Genomic DNA, 16,452 nt, shown 5'->3' with positions numbered 1-16,452 from the left:
GGAACCTAATATGAATCAAAACAGCAATAACAGCAACCTTCCGCCGCTTTCTGCCAATAAGAAGCAAGAGGTCAGGCTCATCATCAGCGGTGGTGGAACCGGAGGACATATTTTTCCTGCCGTATCCATAGCCAATGCAATAAAGGAATTACGCCCCGATGCAGAGATTCTATTCGTGGGAGCCGAAGGAAGAATGGAAATGCAACGGGTTCCTGATGCCGGATACAAGATTATAGGCCTCCCCGTTGCCGGATTCGACCGCAAACGCTTGTGGAAGAACTTTGCCGTACTGGTGAAGCTGGCACGCAGCCAATGGAAGGCACACAACATCATCAAAGAGTTCCGCCCACAAGTCGCCGTAGGTGTAGGCGGCTACGCCAGCGGCCCCACACTGAAAATGGCAGGCATGATGGGCATTCCCACACTGATACAGGAACAGAACTCATACGCCGGTGTCACCAACAAGCTGCTTGCCCGGAAAGCCGACAAGATTTGCGTGGCTTATGAGGGTATGGAGAAGTTCTTTCCGGCAGATAAAATCATCATGACCGGAAACCCGGTGCGTCAAAACCTGCTCAATCATTCCATCGCACACGAAGAAGCCATAGAGAACTTCGGGCTGAATCCGGCAAAGAAGACCATCCTCATACTGGGGGGAAGCTTGGGAGCACGTACCATCAACCGGACATTGGCCGAGGGACTGGAAACCATCCGCACCAATCCCGACATACAGTTTATCTGGCAGACGGGAAAGATATATATCGATCAGGTCAGAGAGGCAATCACTGCCGCTACGGGAGAACCCGTGCGTCAGCCGCATATCCCTGCAATCCCCAACCTGTATGTGACGGACTTCATCAAGGACATGGCAAACGCTTATGCGGCCGCCGACCTTGTGATTTCACGTGCCGGTGCAGGCTCCATCTCCGAATTCTGCCTTCTGCGCAAGCCTGTCATTCTGGTTCCTTCGCCCAATGTGGCCGAAGACCATCAAACCAAGAATGCGTTAGCGCTGGTGAATAAAGATGCGGCAATCTGCGTGAAGGACGCAGAAGCAAAAGACAAATTGCTGTCCGTGGCCTTGGCAACCGTTGCCGATACGGAAAAACTGAGAAGCTTGAGTGAAAACATCGCCCGACTGGCATTGCCCGATTCGGCGACAATCATTGCCAAAGAAGTACTGAAACTCATTAAGAAATGAATATAGAAACTATCAAATCCGTCTATTTCGTCGGTGCCGGCGGCATCGGCATGAGTGCCTTGATACGCTACTTCTTATCCAAAGGAAAGATGGTGGCGGGATATGACCGCACCCCCAGCGAACTGACCGGGCGTCTGATAACGGAAGGTGCACGGATACACTATCAAGAAGACATACGCCTCATTCCCGAAGCGTGTAAAGACCCGGCAAGCACTCTGGTGGTTTACACGCCTGCCGTCCCGCAAGAGCATGCGGAATTGATGTACTTCCGTGAAAACGGTTTCGGGATTCACAAACGCTCTGAAGTGCTGGGCATCATCACTCGCAGCAGCAAAGCCCTGTGCGTGGCAGGCACACACGGTAAAACGACCACCAGCACCATGGCCGCCCATTTGCTTCATCAATCCCATGTAGGTTGCACGGCATTCCTCGGAGGAATATCGAAGAACTATGGCACCAACCTGTTGCTTTCTCCGACCAGCCCCTATACCGTTATCGAAGCAGATGAGTTCGACCGCTCTTTTCATTGGCTGTCGCCTTGGATGAGTGTCATCACCTCCACCGATCCCGACCATCTGGATATATACGGAACCAAAGAAGCTTATCTCGAGAGTTTCCGCCACTACACCACCCTTATCCGACCGGGCGGTGCACTGATTATCCATAAAGGGCTTGAACTGCAACCCGATGTGCGGCCGGGCGTAACGACTTATACTTATTCGCGCGACGAGGGGGACTTCCATGCCGAGAATATCCGCATCGGGAACGGTGAAATCCATATCGACTTCGTGGCACCGGACACCCGCATCGACAATATCCGATTGGGCGTTCCCGTCAGCATCAACATCGAAAACGGCATAGCCGCTATGGCACTTGCCCATCTCAACGGTGCCACGGATGAGGAAATCAAACAAGGCATGGCCGCTTTCAGGGGGGTGGACCGCCGCTTCGACTTCAAGCTGAAGAACGAGAAGATTGTATTCCTCAGCGACTATGCCCACCATCCGGCAGAAATAGCGCAAAGCGTGAAGTCAGTCCGGGAGTTGTATCAAGACAGAAAGATAACAGTCATCTTTCAGCCTCATCTCTACACCCGTACCCGCGACTTCTATAGAGAGTTTGCCGACAGCCTTTCTTTGGCCGACGAAGTGATCCTGACCGAGATATATCCCGCACGCGAGCAACCCATCTCGGGAGTAAGCAGCCAATTGATTTACGACCATCTGCGTCCGGGCATGGAGAGGTGCATCTGCAAGAAAGAAGATGTGCTGAAACTGCTTTCGGAGAAACATATAGAAGTGCTGATAGTGCTGGGAGCCGGCGATTTGGATAATTACGTACCGGAGATTGCCCGTCTGCTTGAGCGGCGCAACAAACAGTAAACCGCAAAATGAAATTAGAGATATGATTAAAAGGATTCTGCTTTCTATCGTTCTGCTGCTTGTCATTGCCTATCTGGTAGTGGCAGTCGCCTTTTTCAACAAACGACAGTCCTCTCAGGTATGTCGCGAGGTGGAATTGGTGATAAAGGATACGGCATACGCCGGCTTCATTACGAAAAAGGAAGTAGTGGCCCTATTGGAAAAGAAAGGCATCAGTCCCATAGGAAAGGAATTGGAACGCATACGCACCAAAACGCTGGAAAAGGAACTTGCCAAACATTCCCTCATCAACCGTGTGGAATGTTATAAGACACCAAGTGGCAAACTCTGCATCGAAGTAAGCCAGCGCATCCCCATTCTGAGGGTTATGGCAGCCAACGGTGAGAACTACTACATAGACAATGAAGGCACCGTGATGCCCCCTGATGTGAAGTGCGTTGCACACCTTGCCGTAGTGACCGGGAATGTAGAAAAGTCATTTGCAATGGGAGAATTATATAAGTTTGGTGTATTTTTGCAAAACAATTCGTTCTGGAATGCGCAAATAGAGCAAATCAATGTGTTGCGCGGCAAGAATATCGAATTAGTGCCACGCGTAGGCGACCATCTTATCCTTTTGGGCAAATTGACCGATTTCGAGAAGAAGCTGAAACGCGTCAAAGCATTTTATGAGAAAGGATTGAATCAAGTGGGTTGGAACAAATACTCCCGCATCAACGTAGAATTTGATAACCAGATTATTTGTACGAAAAGGGAATAAAGGATTTCCATCCGATTATCTTCAATCACAATTCTATTATCGGATGATATAGTGCAGCAAATAATAAATTGTAAATAGTATAATAGTAAATAATATGGCAACAACAGATTTTATCGCCGCCATTGAGTTGAGTTCTTCCAAGATTTCGGGCATTGCAGGAAAGAAGAACAGTGACGGAAGTCATCAAGTGCTGGCTTACGCATGCGAAGATGCCTCCTCGTTTATTCACAAGGGAGCCATCTACAACATCGACAAGGCAGCTCAGGCACTGACTTCCATCATCAATAAGCTGGAAGGACAACTGAACAACTCCATAGCCAAGGTATATACAGGCATCGGCGGACAATCTTTGCGCACGGTCAAGAATAAGGTGAGCCGCACGCTGGAGGAAGAAAGCATCATCTCGCAAGAATTAGTGGACGAGATTTGCGATGAAAATCACGACGCACCTCTGATAGAGATGAACGTGCTGGATGTCGCTCCTCAAGAGTATAAGATAGACAATACACTACAAGCAGAGCCGGTGGGCGTTACAGGACGGTACATCACGGGCCAGTTCCTTAATGTCGTGTCACGCACATCGCTTAAGAAGAATCTGGAGCACAGCTTCGAGCAAGCTAAGATAGAAATAGCCGACGACTTACTTGTGGCCCCCATAGCATTGGCCAAAGTGGTGCTGACCGAAAGCGAAATGCGTTCGGGATGCGCATTGGTGGATTTCGGCGCCGACACCACTACCATTTCCGTCTACAAGAACAACATTCTACGCTACCTCAGCGTACTGCCACTGGGGGGGAACAACATTACTCAAGACATTACCTCCCTGCAAATGGAAGAGGAGGATGCCGAGAAACTGAAACTGCAATACGGAAATGCACTCTACGAGGAAGAGGAAAGCGGAGTTCCCGCCGTATGCAGACTTGAAGACGGACGTACTTTCGAGCTAAGCTTGCTGAACAACATCATCGGAGCACGTGCCGAAGAGATACTTGCCAACGTATGGAATCAACTGAGGTTTTCGGGTTATGAGGACAAACTTTTCTCCGGTGTTGTATTCACCGGTGGAGGAGCCAATCTGAAGAATCTGGAGAAAGCTTTCCGCAGGATAAGCAAGATGGAAAAAGTGAAAACTGCTCTGTTCATAAACAATACCGTGCACGGTCGTAGCGAAGAACTAAAGAAAAACGGCATGCAGAATACACTGCTCGGCTTGCTGGCTGCCGGAAACGAAAACTGCTGCTTGCAGGAAGTAAAGCCTGCACAGACCACCGATCCCGGAAGCGCTTTTTCCCAACAGATTGACATGTTCGATAATGACGAAACATTGAAAGAACAGGAAGCTGCCGCACGTGCTGCCAAAACACAGCGCGAAAAAGAAGAGAAAGAACGCAAGGAGCGTGAACGCAAAGAAAAAGAACTGCGTGAGAAAGCAGAGAAGAAGAAAGAACCCGGTTGGATTGAGAAGACCTTTGACAGACTTTCCAATAAAATCTTCTCGGACGACGACATGAACTAAAAAAGTAATCATCAAATTGCCAATTGTCAGTCATCAATTGTCAATTATCAATTTATAAAAGATATGGATAATATAGTACAATTCGATTTCCCCACCGATTCCCCGAAAATCATCAAAGTAATCGGTGTGGGTGGCGGTGGCGGCAATGCCGTGAACCACATGTATCGGGAAGGCATACATGATGTGGCTTTCGTGGTGTGCAACACCGACCGCAAAGCTCTTGAAGAGTCACCCGTACCGGTGAAACTGCAATTGGGGCACGAAGGCTTGGGAGCCGGCAACCTTCCCATCAAAGCCAAAGAAGCTACCGAAGAGAGCATCAGCGACGTGCAGAATATGCTGAACGATGGCACCAAGATGGTATTCATCACTGCCGGAATGGGTGGAGGAACCGGAACCGGAGCCGCACCGACCATAGCCAAGATAGCCAAGGACATGGACATACTGACGGTGGGCATTGTCACCATTCCGTTCCGTTGGGAAGGCGATAAGAAGATAGACCAGGCACTGGACGGTGTAGAGGAAGTCAGCAAACACGTGGATGCACTGCTCGTCATCAACAACGAGAAATTAGGCGAGATATATCCCGACCTTTCCGTGAAGACAGCCTTTGCCAAAGCCAACGACACCCTGTTGGTGGCCGCCAAGAGCATTGCCGAAATTATCACCATGAGAGGTATCATCAACCTCGACTTCAACGATGTGCGCACGGTAATGAAAGATGGCGGCGTAGCCATCATGAGTACCGGCTACGGCGAAGGCGACAGCCGCGTAAGCATGGCCATCCGCAACGCCCAGCACTCTCCGTTGCTGAACAATAACGACATCTTCAACTCAAAGAAGGTGCTGCTCAACATCTCGTACAGCAGTGAGCACGAACTGATGATGAGTGAAATGGACGAAATAAAGGAGTTCATGAATCGCTTCAATCGCGATTTCGAAACGAAGTTCGGCATGATGGAAGACGACAAGCTGGAACAGAGCGTAAAGATTACCCTGCTTGCCACCGGATTCGGCATTCAGGACATCCACATGAAGGAGATGGACGAGCGTATCAACCAGCGTACTACCGAAGAGCAGCAGCGTCTTGCCGAACTGGAGGAAGAGGAAGAACAGAAGCGCAACCGCCGGGAAGTGTACTACGGCAAGGATGCCAACGCCCGCTCGCAGCGTAACCGCCGTCGCCATATTTACCTCTTCAATCCCGAAGACTTGGATAGTGCCGAGATCATCAGTATGGTAGAGAGTTCTCCAACCTACCTGCGCGATAAAAGCACGCTGAACAGCATCAAGCAGAAAGCCGAGAGCAGCACCAAAGAAGTACTTGCCGCCGAAGCTGCCCGCGAGGCTGAAACCAACGAAGGGGGAATTATCCGGTTTAAATAGATAATCCGCAATTGTGTGTCGGCGCGATACATGCGTACAGGACACACAAACCATTAATAATAAACAGTCAAATAGCAAATAACAAGATGGATTTATTTGAAAAAGTCAGCGAAGACATAAAAACCGCAATGAAGGCTAAAGATAAAGTAGCCCTCGACACTTTGAGAAATGTAAAGAAAGTATTCCTCGAAGCAAAAACAGCCCCCGGTGCCAATGATACCTTGGGAGACGCGGATGCTTTGAAGATTATCCAAAAACTGACCAAGCAGGGTAAGGATGCCGCCGAAATCTATGTGCAGCAGGGACGTCAGGATTTGGCAGATGCCGAACTGGCTCAAGTGAAAGTGATGGAAGCCTATCTGCCCAAACAGATGTCTCCCGAAGAGCTGGAAGCTGCCTTGAAAGAAATCATCAGTGAAGTAGGCGCCACCGGAGGTAAAGACATGGGCAAGGTGATGGGCGTGGCCGGCAAGAAACTGGCCGGACTTGCCGAAGGTCGTGCCATCTCTGCCAAAGTGAAGGAACTCTTGGGATAAAAAAGAGAGCGACAGCTTTCCGAAACCCATCTCTTCCATATCTGCTCGGTATAAGCAACAACTTCCGTAAACATTCAAAAAGGAAACTGCTTTTGAAGCATAAGAATGTCCGCTATTGAGCAAACAGTTGTCCGATAGCGGACACGACAAAGAAGAGCGCACTACTGATTTACAGAGCATTACTTCTTTGGCATGTATATTGACCATACTCTTGCAAAGACATCGGAGAAAAAGAAAAAGCAACATGCAACCTTCTAATCGACCGCTACGTCTAAAAGTAAAACAAGGAAAGTAATAATCCTAAAAAATAGAAGAGTATGGAAACAACAGTTTTATTCAAAGCAATGGCATTCGCAGCAATGATTATGACAACTGCCATGAATATGGAAGTGAAAGCGCAAGAAGGCAATTTCATCACCAACGAAGAAGTAAAGAACGATCTGGTGATGGCCAAAACCATCTTCAAGCAAGAGGGAAGCTACCTCAGCAAACAGTTCCGCTATGAATTTACGTACGATGAGCAGAATCGTCTCACCGGCAAGCAAGCCAGCAAATGGGACAGCGTAAATGAGCAATGGATGCCCTATTATAAGATGACCTACACTTACGGCACCGAAGAAATCATCGTGGATTATGCTCGTTGGAATGAGAAACACCGCGCCTACGACAAAGATGTGCAAAGAAGCCGCTACGAACTGAACGATGAAAACATGCCGGTGGCACAGAAAATCTACCGGCAAGACGCAGCAACCCATGAATGGACCATGGTCAGCTTCGACAAGAAGGACCATACGGCTAACGGATGGGCATAAGAGAAACGAAATCAGTCGAATAGTTCTTTCAACACTTCGAGTGATCTCAGCATCGGGAAATCAGGAAGATGCAAGCGGTAATACTCGTTCATGATAACCAGGCAACGAATGCGTTCCTCGCGATTCATGGCAAAGAGGTGCATCGTTTCATAATTCATCCGCATCAACTGTGTCAGCCGGGCGGCCTCTTCAGGAACGATATAATTGGAATGAACCTGCGGCCGTAAAGACGTGAAGCAGGCATTTTGCAAATCGAAATAGTCGCCCGGATGATAATCCTCCAAATTGGGATAAAGCCCCAGAAAACGGGAAAGACGCATGAGGAAAACCAGATGAAAATTAGCAAACCCCGATCGGCATTCATCCAGCCAAACAACAGAATGCTGTAAATAGGCAAACAGGGGTCGATTCTCGGCCTCTTCGCGAACTGCACGATACAGAAACTCCGATAAAAACATGGCTATGGCCGACTTGTAAGGATTATAGGGCAAGGTGGAGAACGGATAATGCGACTTCGCTTCTCTCACCTTATATATCGTGGAAGTAGGACGAAGTTCAACCTCCAAATCGACCAACGCCAACGGCTGGAAAAGCACCGATTTCACCATCGCCTTGTGCGAACGGGGAACAGGCACCAATAAAGAAGCCCTGCCAAAAGCCTCTGTATAGACATCAACTATGAGTGAAGTGTCTTTGTATTTCAGGGTATGTAACACAATCCCCAACGTTTTCTGTAACATCCTGTCCTCTTTTGCTTGGTTTCAATCTGACCAAACGGTTAGTGAGCTGCGCTGCACGAGCGTTATGCTAATCACTAACTAACCGTTAACAAATATTTCTTGAAGTCGACAAACTCTTTCGACATAGGCAGGCTCCGCTTCTCGCCCTGCATAAAGGCTTGAAGTTTCGCCGGTATGGCCACCGTTTCGCCGATGATTTTCTCCACCGTATCCTTGAACTTCGCCGGATGGGCAGTCTCCAGAAAGATGCCGGTTTCGCCGGATAGAAGGCCTTCGGACAAAGCACGGAAACCGCATGCGCCGTGCGGGTCGAGGAGGTAATTGTAGTCTTTCCAAACCGTTTTCATGGTTTCGGCAATCTGTTCGTCGGTATAAGCGGCGCCACTGATTTCGGCAGAGATGGCGGCATGACTGCCTCCGTAAAGGTCGAGCACACGGGCAAAGTTACTCGGATTGCCCACATCCATGGCATTGGCTATGGTGGCTATGCTTGGGCGCGGACTATAAACACCCGTTTGCAGGTATTGATAGAAGATGTCATTGCGATTGTTGGAGGCAATGAAACGCTTCACGGGCAACCCCATGCGCTTGCCGAAAAGTCCGGCGGTGATGTTTCCGAAATTTCCGCTGGGCACACAGATGACGATGTTGTCCGCCCGGCCTGCACGTTTCAGCTGCGCATAGGCATGGAAATAATAGAAAGCTTGTGGCAAGAAACGCGCCACGTTGATGGAGTTGGCGCTGGTGAGCAGCAACCGCTCGTTGAGTTCCTTATCCATAAAGGCCGATTTCACCAATGCCTGGCAGTCGTCGAACGTTCCGTCTACTTCGAGGGCGGTGATATTCCGTCCCAAGGTGGTGAACTGCTTTTCCTGAATGTCGCTGACTTTGCCCTTGGGATAGAGCACATACACCCGGATGCCCTCCACACCGAGGAAGCCGTTGGCCACAGCACTGCCCGTATCGCCTGAAGTGGCAACCAATACATTCACTTGCTTCCGCCCCTCTTTCCGGATGAAATAGCCCAGCAGCCGAGCCATAAACCGACCGCCTACATCCTTGAAGGCGAGCGTCGGGCCATGAAACAGCTCGAGGGAGTAAATACCGTCCGTCACCTGCACCAGAGGGACGTCGAAGTTCAACGTGTCATAGACGATCTGCTTCAGTGTATCGGCAGGAACGTCTTCGCCGAAAAACGCATCCGCCACACGACAGGCTATTTCTTGAAAGCTAAGGGTATCAATGTTGTCGTAAAATTCTTGCGGCAATGCTTGGATGGTAGAAGGCATGAAGAGCCCCTTATCGGCGGCAAGTCCACGCACTACGGCTTCTTCAAGACTTGTTTCGGAGGCCTGTTTATTGGTACTGTAATATCTCATGATTGATTAATGACATTGGAAACAAAGATTATACCCTCTCACTCACGGAAAAACTCATTGATGAACTCGTCTTCTTTCATCAGTCCGTAACTGCCGTTGCAGGCAGCCACCTCGTCGAAAGTCTGCACGTCATCCGGCTCGATGCCCGGATACCAGATCAGGAAAGGAACAGGTTCGGCCGTATGCGTACGGAGTTCGCAGGGAGTGGGATGGTCGGGCAATACGGAGATGGCAACAGACTCCCTCCAATCCTTCACCGCCTCATAGATAGGGCCTACAACACGGCGATCCAGATTCTCGATGGTCAACCGCTTCAACTCAACATCCCCTTCGTGACCGGCCTCATCGCTGGCCTCGATGTGCAGATAGACAAAGTCGTCCGTTTTCAAAGCATCGAGAGCGGCGGCTACCTTATTCTCATAGTTGGTATCGTAGAGTCCGGTGGCCCCTTCCACGGAGATTCTGCGCAGTCCGGCATAGTAGCCGATGCCGTTAATCAAATCGACGGCAGAAATCACGGCCCCTCGCCTCACTTGCGGAAATTTATCGGAAAGGCGTTCCATCTTCGGACGATAGCCGGGGCTCCACGGCCATATACTGTTTGCCGGGTCCTTGCCCTCGGTCATGCGTTTCTTGTTCACGGGATGCCGCCTGAGCAACTCTTGCGAACGCAGAATCAGATCGTTTATCAGGTCGGCTGTCTGCCGGGGAGTCAGTTCTGCCTCGCCTTGGGGAACCGCGATAGGCTCCGCACCCTCCATCGGTTTCACCATCAGCGGGCGGAAAGGCTTTAAGGGAACATCGTGCGGCGGCGTGCAGTCAATGCGTTTGTCTCCTCCTTTTATCACTAACAGATGGCGGTATTGCACGCCCGTATAGAAACGCACACGGTCATCGCCCAACTGTTCCTGCAGGTATTTCACCAGCACATCCGCCTCTTCGGTAGAGATGTGTCCGGCCGAATGGTTCTTTATAAGGTCTCCCGCTATGCAGACAAGGTTGCAGCGCATCGCCATCTCGCCGGGCTGCAAATCTATACCGATACTTGCCGCTTCGAGCGGACCGCGACCTTCGTACACCTTCGGCAGGTTATACCCCAGCACAGACATGTTGGCCACTTCACTGCCCGGATGGAAACCTTCGGCAACGGTCGCTAACCGTCCTACACGCCCCATGCGCGCCAGCTTATCCATATAGGGCGTTTCGGCGGCCTGCAACAACGTCCGGTTGCCCAAAGCCTTTATCGGCCAGTCGGCCATGCCATCGCCCAATATAATCATGTGTTTCATCGTTCGTCCTCTTATCGATTAAACGTTCGCAATGCTCATGATATCGGCAAACACACCGGCAGCCGTGACGCCTGCACCGGCACCGTAGCCTTGTATCATCATCGGATATTCTTTGTAGCGCTCCGTGGTGAGCAAGATGATGTTGTTGCTTCCCTCCAAGCCGTAGAACGGATGGTTGGCCGCCACCTCCTGCAGGCCTACCGAGGCTTTGCCGTCTTCCAGCTTGGCCACGAAACGCCAATGCTTGTTCTCTGCCTCCAACACCCGGCGGCGGGCTTCGAAGTCGGCATCAAGGCTCGGCACCTTCTTCCAGAAATCGTCCAGAGAGCCTTCGAAGAAGTCATCGGGCACAAAGAGATGCTTCTCCACATCGCTCTGTTCCAGTCGGTATCCGGCCTCACGTGCCAGAATCACCAGTTTGCGGATCACGTCTTTACCACTCAGATCTATGCGCGGGTCGGGCTCGGAATAGCGTTCCTCCTGCGCCATCCGGATGGTCTTGCTGAAAGGAACATCAGCACTGATTTTATTGAAGATATAGTTCAACGTACCGCTTAGTACCGCTTCAATCTTCAGTATCTTGTCGCCGCTGTGGATAAGGTCGTTGATGGTATTGATGATGGGAAGTCCCGCCCCCACATTCGTCTCGAACAGGTACTTCACCCCGCGCTGGCGGGCAATCTGTTTCAGTTCACGGTAGTTGTCGTACTCCGAAGAAGCCGCAATCTTGTTGGCCGCCACCACCGACACATTGTGTTGCAGCAGTTCCTTATAAAGCGAAGCCACGTCAGCGCTTGCCGTACAGTCCACGAATACGGAGTTGAAGATGTTCATGCCGATGATTTCATTGCGTAACGTTTCCAACGAGCTTTCTTTCCCCTTCTCGCGGAGTTCTTCACGGAAGCGTCCCAAGTCGAAGCCCTCGCGACTGAACATGGCCCTCTTGGCGTCGGCAATGCCCACCACATTGAGTTGCAGACCGTTCTCGTGCATCAATTTACTGTGCTGGCTGTGAATCTGTTCTATCAGATGGCCGCCCACCGTGCCAATGCCGCAGATGAAGAGGTTCAGCACCTGATACTCGGACAAGAAGAAGGAGTCGTGGATGACGTTCAGCGATTTGCGCAGCAGCTTGCTGTCCACCACAAACGAGATGTTTGTCTCCGAGGCACCCTGCGCGCAGGCTATCACGTTGATGCCGTTGCGTCCCAGCGTGCCGAACAGCTTGCCGGCGATGCCCGGCGTATGCTTCATGTTCTCGCCTACGATGGCCACCGTGGCGAGGTTCTTCTCCGCCTGAATGGGCGAAATCTCCCCCATCTCTATCTCTTTGGCGAACTCTTCGTTCAGCACCTCGCAGGCCAAACCGGCGTCGGCATTGCGCACACCGATGGAAGTGGAGTTCTCCGAAGAAGCCTGCGACACCAGAAACACACTGATGCCGTTCTTGGCCAACGCCTTGAAGATGCGGTAATTGACACCGATGACGCCCACCATACCGAGACCTTGCACCGTAATCAGGCTCGTGTCGTTGATGGACGAGATGCCTTTGATGGCCTTGCCTTGCAGATTGGATATTTCTTGTCGGATAACGGTTCCCCCACCTTCGGGGTTAAACGTATTCTTCACCAGGATAGGTATGTTCTTATGGCAAACCGGATAGATGGTAGGCGGATAAACCACCTTTGCGCCGAAGTTGCAAAGTTCCGTAGCCTCTACATAACTCAGCTCCTTGATGGTATATGCACCGGAAATGACGCGCGGGTCGGCCGTCATGAACCCGTCCACATCCGTCCATATCTCCAGGCAGTCGGCATCCAGTGCGGCGGCGATGATGGCGGCCGTATAGTCCGAGCCGCCCCTTCCCAGGTTGGTCACCTCGCCCGTGGCCTTGTCCGTGGAGATAAAACCGGGCACCAATGCGCGGCGGGGCAGGGTGCGGAATGTCTCGCGCACCAGCTCGTTCGTCAGGTCGGTATCCAGCACATGCTTGGAGTGCTTCTTCTCCGTCTTGATGAACCGCCGTGAGTCGTACCATTCCGCCCCCGTCAGCCGGGCGACGATGATGGACGACAGCCGCTCGCCGTAGCTCACAATCGTGTCGGACGTCTTCTGCGAGAGGTCTTTGATGAGGTAGATGCCTTGGAAAATATCCTTCAGCTCATTGAGCAGCCCGCCTATCTGTCGCTGCAAGTCCACCCGTACCTCTCCCTCCGGAATCACTTCGTTGACCATCTCCACATGGCGGCGTACAATCTCGCGAAACTCATTTTCGTAGGAAGCGTCACCGGCTGCCGCCATCTTCGAGGTATTTATCAGTTTATCCGTGATGCCTCCCAAGGCGGATACCACCACAATGACGGGTTCATCCACCGTCTCTACGATTCTCTTGACACTTAAAACGCTGCTTGCGGAGCCGACCGATGTTCCGCCGAATTTCATTACTTTCATTGTATTGTTGTTTTCTGGTTATTCTGATTATTCCAATTTAAGCTTCCGTCTGCTTCCCGGTATGGATTGTGCCGGAGTACAGCCTGTGAGCATTCTCTCTTATTCATCATGCGTGACTGCTGCCCATCGGTTCTCGCCCCTTGCATACGCTTAGGCTGCAGGATACTCCCGTCCGGCAAGGCCTGAATGAAAACTTTATAAATAAAAAACTGCTTGAAAAATGGTGTAACACGTAGAAACACTAAATACTATCCCTAACCCCTAAGGGTCATGGTGCACATGGATGTGACTGTATGTTGATAGTACTTATTCATTACCTCTCGTTTCTATCGTCTCTGATAAGTGTCGCAAAAGTAAGAATAAAAACGTTCAATCTATCACTTTTCACGACTTTTTTATGATAAAAGTTCATTGGCATTCGGAGACGACAAGATAATAGCATTCCGGTCTTCTGTCATATTCACACTTCCGGCACGAAACATCTTGGGGAACAAGCCATTCTTTCATGTCATATTGTTATCAATTTCAATATGTTTCATTATATTTGCACTGAAAAAAAGAAAAGGCGCATATGACTCCTGATAACACTTCCGTTTTACTAATATATACCGGCGGAACCATCGGAATGATAGAAAATGTGGAAACCGGTGCCTTGGAGAACTTCAACTTCGAGCAATTGCAGAAACATATTCCCGAACTCCAACGATTCATGTTTCGCATCGGCACCTATCAATTCGACCCGCCCATGGATTCTTCGGACATGGATCCTGATGCCTGGCGCAAGTTGGTACGCGTCATCAGCGACAACTACGACCGGTATAGCGGCTTCGTCATCCTGCACGGCACAGACACCATGGCCTACACCGCATCCGCTCTCAGCTTCATGCTCGAAGGGCTGAACAAACCCGTCATCCTGACCGGCTCTCAGTTGCCCATCGGCGTGTTGCGAACCGACGGCAAGGAGAACCTGCTGACCAGTATCGAAATAGCCACTGCCTGTCATCCTGACGGACAGCCCATCGTGCCCGAAGTGTCCATCTTCTTCGAAAACCACCTGATGCGCGGCAACCGTACCACCAAGATGAATGCCGAGAACTTCAACGCTTTCCGCTCGTTCAACTATCCGGTACTTGCCTCGGTGGGCATACATATTAAATATAATAATGTACAGATTCGCACGAACGGTCGCCATCATGAACTCAAACCCCACTATCTGCTCGACACCAACGTGGCCGTGCTGAAACTTTTCCCCGGCATTCAGGAGAACGTGATTGCCTCCGTGCTTGCCACGGAGGGACTGCGAGCCGTTGTCCTCGAGACCTACGGTTCGGGCAACGCTCCCCGCAAGGAGTGGTTCCTGCGTCGCCTGCGCAATGCCAGCGAACAAGGCATCGTCATCGTGAACGTCACCCAGTGCAGCGCCGGAACGGTAGAAATGGAACGGTACGAAACCGGCTATCAGCTGATGCAGGCAGGTGTGGTGTGCGGCTACGACAGCACCACCGAGTCCGCCGTGACCAAACTGATGTTTCTGCTGGGGCACGATTACCCGCCTGCCAAAGTGCGGGAATTGATGGGACGTCCGTTGGCGGGAGAAATTACGGTGTGACAGCCCCCGCAATCCGCAAACCATAGGAAGCACATCATCCATGTAATCATCCTTTATCATTTCCGCAAAGCATATCCGTCGCCAAGGATAAAAGCCGAGTACCCCTGCCAGAACACCTTCCGAGAGGGGTAGGATCAGTATACGACTGATGTAGCCTACGTATAGGACTGAAGATACATCTGACCTGATTATGTTTCTTATTCGGAATAGACTGATGTATCCTACGTATAGGACTGAAGATACATACCCCGTTGGATGCCTTGCGAAAGGCCGCTTTAATGTAACAAGATATTGCTACAGAATGTATTTGCTCCGATATTATCCTCCCGCTCCGTGCAGTATTTTCGAAATATCACGGTTTTACTTATATGACAAACAACTACCGCTATGAAAAAGAACAAGGAATTATCCGCTACGCTTCTGATTCTTCTCTGTATATTCGGCTTGACAGGCTGCATCAATGAGGAGAAAGAAGAAGAAAGGAAAGTGACCCATTACGAAGAACAGACTGTAATCGTTGCTTCAAAGAAGCTGCAAGGAGTCATCTCCTCATGCGGAACGGACTTTACCACAGGTGTATATGCCATCAGGAAAGAAAACTCCCGGCAATGGGAGCAACTGTCTTATGTTTCCGGTTTCGAGTACGAAAGCGGTTATGAATACAAAATCCGCATCAGCATAACAAGTTATTTGGACTATCGCATGGGCGACCCGGCATGGACGGAATATAAGCTTCTTGAGCTCCTTGCAAAGGAGAAAAGAGAATCGACGGGCTTGCCTGCAACATTCGTTCCGGAGGGATACAAACCGTTTTCTTCTGCCGCCACTCCGCATGCCCTGCCATAAACCATTGCAAAGCAATTCGGCAAATCTTAATTCGCATGCCTCGCTCTCTTTGGGGGGCACATACCTTTTATATCACGTTAGATCAATCACTCCTACGCAGTCAGCAAATGGTGCCCTATGAGAACAAAAACTTGGCTCAAAACTTTGTGTTATGCTACGAAAACATTATGTTTGCCTTGCATAATAAATAAGATAAATCTTGTCAATGGGATGGTTTATGGCAAAGCAAAACGCTGGTGGGGTTCTGTTCTCAATGAGGATAAGAAGCCGGAACAGGTAGAGTTCGATGTAATGGCAGAATCGCTTGATAAAAAGTATCTGCTGGTCGGCGAATGTAAATGGACAACTCAAAAGAATGCCAAACAACTTATAGCCGAACTTCTCCGTAAGGGTAATCTGCTTCCGTTTGCTAAGAACTACACCATTGTTCCAATGCTATTCCTTAAGAACGCTCCGAAAGATGATGCAGAGGATGCCATGTTACCGGAAGATGTTGTCAAGTTGATGAAATAAAAGAACGAAATTATGCTGTCACGTCTTCGATT

Annotated in this window: 13 protein-coding genes and 1 pseudogene; 10 read left to right on the top strand and 4 right to left on the bottom strand. The window is 50.2% G+C overall.

What is annotated here, in order from left to right; all coding sequences use genetic code 11:
* Window positions 1–10: 10 nt before the first annotated feature.
* From murG to C4H11_RS07150, 7 genes are all read left to right on the top strand, one after another.
* Entirely contained in the window at window positions 11–1,201 is a 1,191-nt protein-coding gene (gene murG / locus C4H11_RS07180; RefSeq protein ID WP_106041049.1) for an undecaprenyldiphospho-muramoylpentapeptide beta-N-acetylglucosaminyltransferase, read from the top strand.
* The gene (gene murC, locus C4H11_RS07175; RefSeq protein ID WP_106041048.1) at window positions 1,198–2,583 is read left to right on the top strand and encodes a UDP-N-acetylmuramate--L-alanine ligase; all 1,386 of its coding nucleotides are present in this window, start codon (window positions 1,198–1,200) and stop codon (window positions 2,581–2,583) included. Before murG ends, murC begins: the two co-directional genes overlap by 4 nt.
* A gap of 22 nt (window positions 2,584–2,605) precedes the next feature.
* Window positions 2,606–3,343 carry a cell division protein FtsQ/DivIB gene (locus C4H11_RS07170; protein WP_106041047.1) on the top strand — a complete coding sequence of 246 codons (738 nt, stop codon included), beginning with the start codon at window positions 2,606–2,608 and terminating at the stop codon, window positions 3,341–3,343.
* A gap of 94 nt (window positions 3,344–3,437) precedes the next feature.
* Window positions 3,438–4,859, top strand: a complete 1,422-nt coding sequence (ftsA, locus tag C4H11_RS07165) for a cell division protein FtsA (protein WP_106041046.1) — start codon at window positions 3,438–3,440, stop codon at window positions 4,857–4,859.
* A 63-nt stretch (window positions 4,860–4,922) separates the two neighbouring features.
* Complete coding sequence (gene ftsZ, locus C4H11_RS07160) at window positions 4,923–6,245, top strand: cell division protein FtsZ (RefSeq protein ID WP_106041045.1); 1,323 nt, start codon at window positions 4,923–4,925, stop codon at window positions 6,243–6,245.
* A gap of 86 nt (window positions 6,246–6,331) precedes the next feature.
* Window positions 6,332–6,781, top strand: a complete 450-nt coding sequence (locus tag C4H11_RS07155) for a GatB/YqeY domain-containing protein (protein ID WP_106041044.1) — start codon at window positions 6,332–6,334, stop codon at window positions 6,779–6,781.
* A gap of 317 nt (window positions 6,782–7,098) precedes the next feature.
* On the top strand, window positions 7,099–7,593 hold the full coding sequence (locus tag C4H11_RS07150) for a DUF3836 domain-containing protein (RefSeq protein ID WP_106041043.1): 495 nt from the start codon (window positions 7,099–7,101) through the stop codon (window positions 7,591–7,593).
* Window positions 7,594–7,604: 11 nt separating this feature from the next.
* Here the strand turns inward: C4H11_RS07150 and recO are convergent, their stop codons facing one another.
* The 4 genes from recO to thrA form a co-directional block, all read right to left on the bottom strand.
* Window positions 7,605–8,333 carry a DNA repair protein RecO gene (recO, locus tag C4H11_RS07145; RefSeq protein ID WP_106041042.1) on the bottom strand — a complete coding sequence of 243 codons (729 nt, stop codon included), beginning with the start codon at window positions 8,331–8,333 and terminating at the stop codon, window positions 7,605–7,607.
* A gap of 74 nt (window positions 8,334–8,407) precedes the next feature.
* Window positions 8,408–9,712 (bottom strand): threonine synthase, encoded by a 1,305-nt coding sequence (thrC, locus tag C4H11_RS07140; protein WP_106041041.1) that lies wholly within the window; start codon window positions 9,710–9,712, stop codon window positions 8,408–8,410.
* A 38-nt stretch (window positions 9,713–9,750) separates the two neighbouring features.
* On the bottom strand, window positions 9,751–11,001 hold the full coding sequence (locus C4H11_RS07135; RefSeq protein ID WP_106041040.1) for a cofactor-independent phosphoglycerate mutase: 1,251 nt from the start codon (window positions 10,999–11,001) through the stop codon (window positions 9,751–9,753).
* A gap of 18 nt (window positions 11,002–11,019) precedes the next feature.
* Window positions 11,020–13,452 carry a bifunctional aspartate kinase/homoserine dehydrogenase I gene (thrA, locus tag C4H11_RS07130; protein WP_106041039.1) on the bottom strand — a complete coding sequence of 811 codons (2,433 nt, stop codon included), beginning with the start codon at window positions 13,450–13,452 and terminating at the stop codon, window positions 11,020–11,022.
* Window positions 13,453–14,023: 571 nt separating this feature from the next.
* Between thrA and C4H11_RS07120 the strand changes: the two genes are divergently transcribed.
* The 3 genes and pseudogenes from C4H11_RS07120 to C4H11_RS07110 form a co-directional block, all read left to right on the top strand.
* Window positions 14,024–15,061, top strand: a complete 1,038-nt coding sequence (locus tag C4H11_RS07120) for an asparaginase (protein ID WP_106041037.1) — start codon at window positions 14,024–14,026, stop codon at window positions 15,059–15,061.
* Between the two features lie 387 nt (window positions 15,062–15,448).
* Window positions 15,449–15,907: a DUF4377 domain-containing protein gene (locus C4H11_RS07115; protein WP_106041036.1), complete on the top strand. Its 459-nt coding sequence runs from the start codon at window positions 15,449–15,451 to the stop codon at window positions 15,905–15,907.
* Window positions 15,908–16,102: 195 nt separating this feature from the next.
* A pseudogene (locus tag C4H11_RS07110) lies at window positions 16,103–16,420 on the top strand (DUF234 domain-containing protein); the annotation flags it as partial.
* Window positions 16,421–16,452: the final 32 nt, after the last annotated feature.

Source organism: Bacteroides zoogleoformans (assembly GCF_002998435.1).
Lineage (GTDB): Bacteria > Bacteroidota > Bacteroidia > Bacteroidales > Bacteroidaceae > Bacteroides > Bacteroides zoogleoformans.
Note: the sequence above shows the minus strand (reverse complement) of the source record. Positions and strands in the feature narration are given on the sequence as shown.

What these genes read in the sequence shown, in the direction of transcription:
- murG (WP_106041049.1), top strand. Translation starts at nt 11, where the DNA reads ATGAATCAAAACAGCAATAACAGCAACCTTCCGCCGCTTTCTGCCAAT.
- murC (WP_106041048.1), top strand. Translation starts at nt 1,198, where the DNA reads ATGAATATAGAAACTATCAAATCCGTCTATTTCGTCGGTGCCGGCGGC.
- C4H11_RS07170 (WP_106041047.1), top strand. Translation starts at nt 2,606, where the DNA reads ATGATTAAAAGGATTCTGCTTTCTATCGTTCTGCTGCTTGTCATTGCC.
- ftsA (WP_106041046.1), top strand. Translation starts at nt 3,438, where the DNA reads ATGGCAACAACAGATTTTATCGCCGCCATTGAGTTGAGTTCTTCCAAG.
- ftsZ (WP_106041045.1), top strand. Translation starts at nt 4,923, where the DNA reads ATGGATAATATAGTACAATTCGATTTCCCCACCGATTCCCCGAAAATC.
- C4H11_RS07155 (WP_106041044.1), top strand. Translation starts at nt 6,332, where the DNA reads ATGGATTTATTTGAAAAAGTCAGCGAAGACATAAAAACCGCAATGAAG.
- C4H11_RS07150 (WP_106041043.1), top strand. Translation starts at nt 7,099, where the DNA reads ATGGAAACAACAGTTTTATTCAAAGCAATGGCATTCGCAGCAATGATT.
- recO (WP_106041042.1), bottom strand. Translation starts at nt 8,333, where the DNA reads ATGTTACAGAAAACGTTGGGGATTGTGTTACATACCCTGAAATACAAA.
- thrC (WP_106041041.1), bottom strand. Translation starts at nt 9,712, where the DNA reads ATGAGATATTACAGTACCAATAAACAGGCCTCCGAAACAAGTCTTGAA.
- C4H11_RS07135 (WP_106041040.1), bottom strand. Translation starts at nt 11,001, where the DNA reads ATGAAACACATGATTATATTGGGCGATGGCATGGCCGACTGGCCGATA.
- thrA (WP_106041039.1), bottom strand. Translation starts at nt 13,452, where the DNA reads ATGAAAGTAATGAAATTCGGCGGAACATCGGTCGGCTCCGCAAGCAGC.
- C4H11_RS07120 (WP_106041037.1), top strand. Translation starts at nt 14,024, where the DNA reads ATGACTCCTGATAACACTTCCGTTTTACTAATATATACCGGCGGAACC.
- C4H11_RS07115 (WP_106041036.1), top strand. Translation starts at nt 15,449, where the DNA reads ATGAAAAAGAACAAGGAATTATCCGCTACGCTTCTGATTCTTCTCTGT.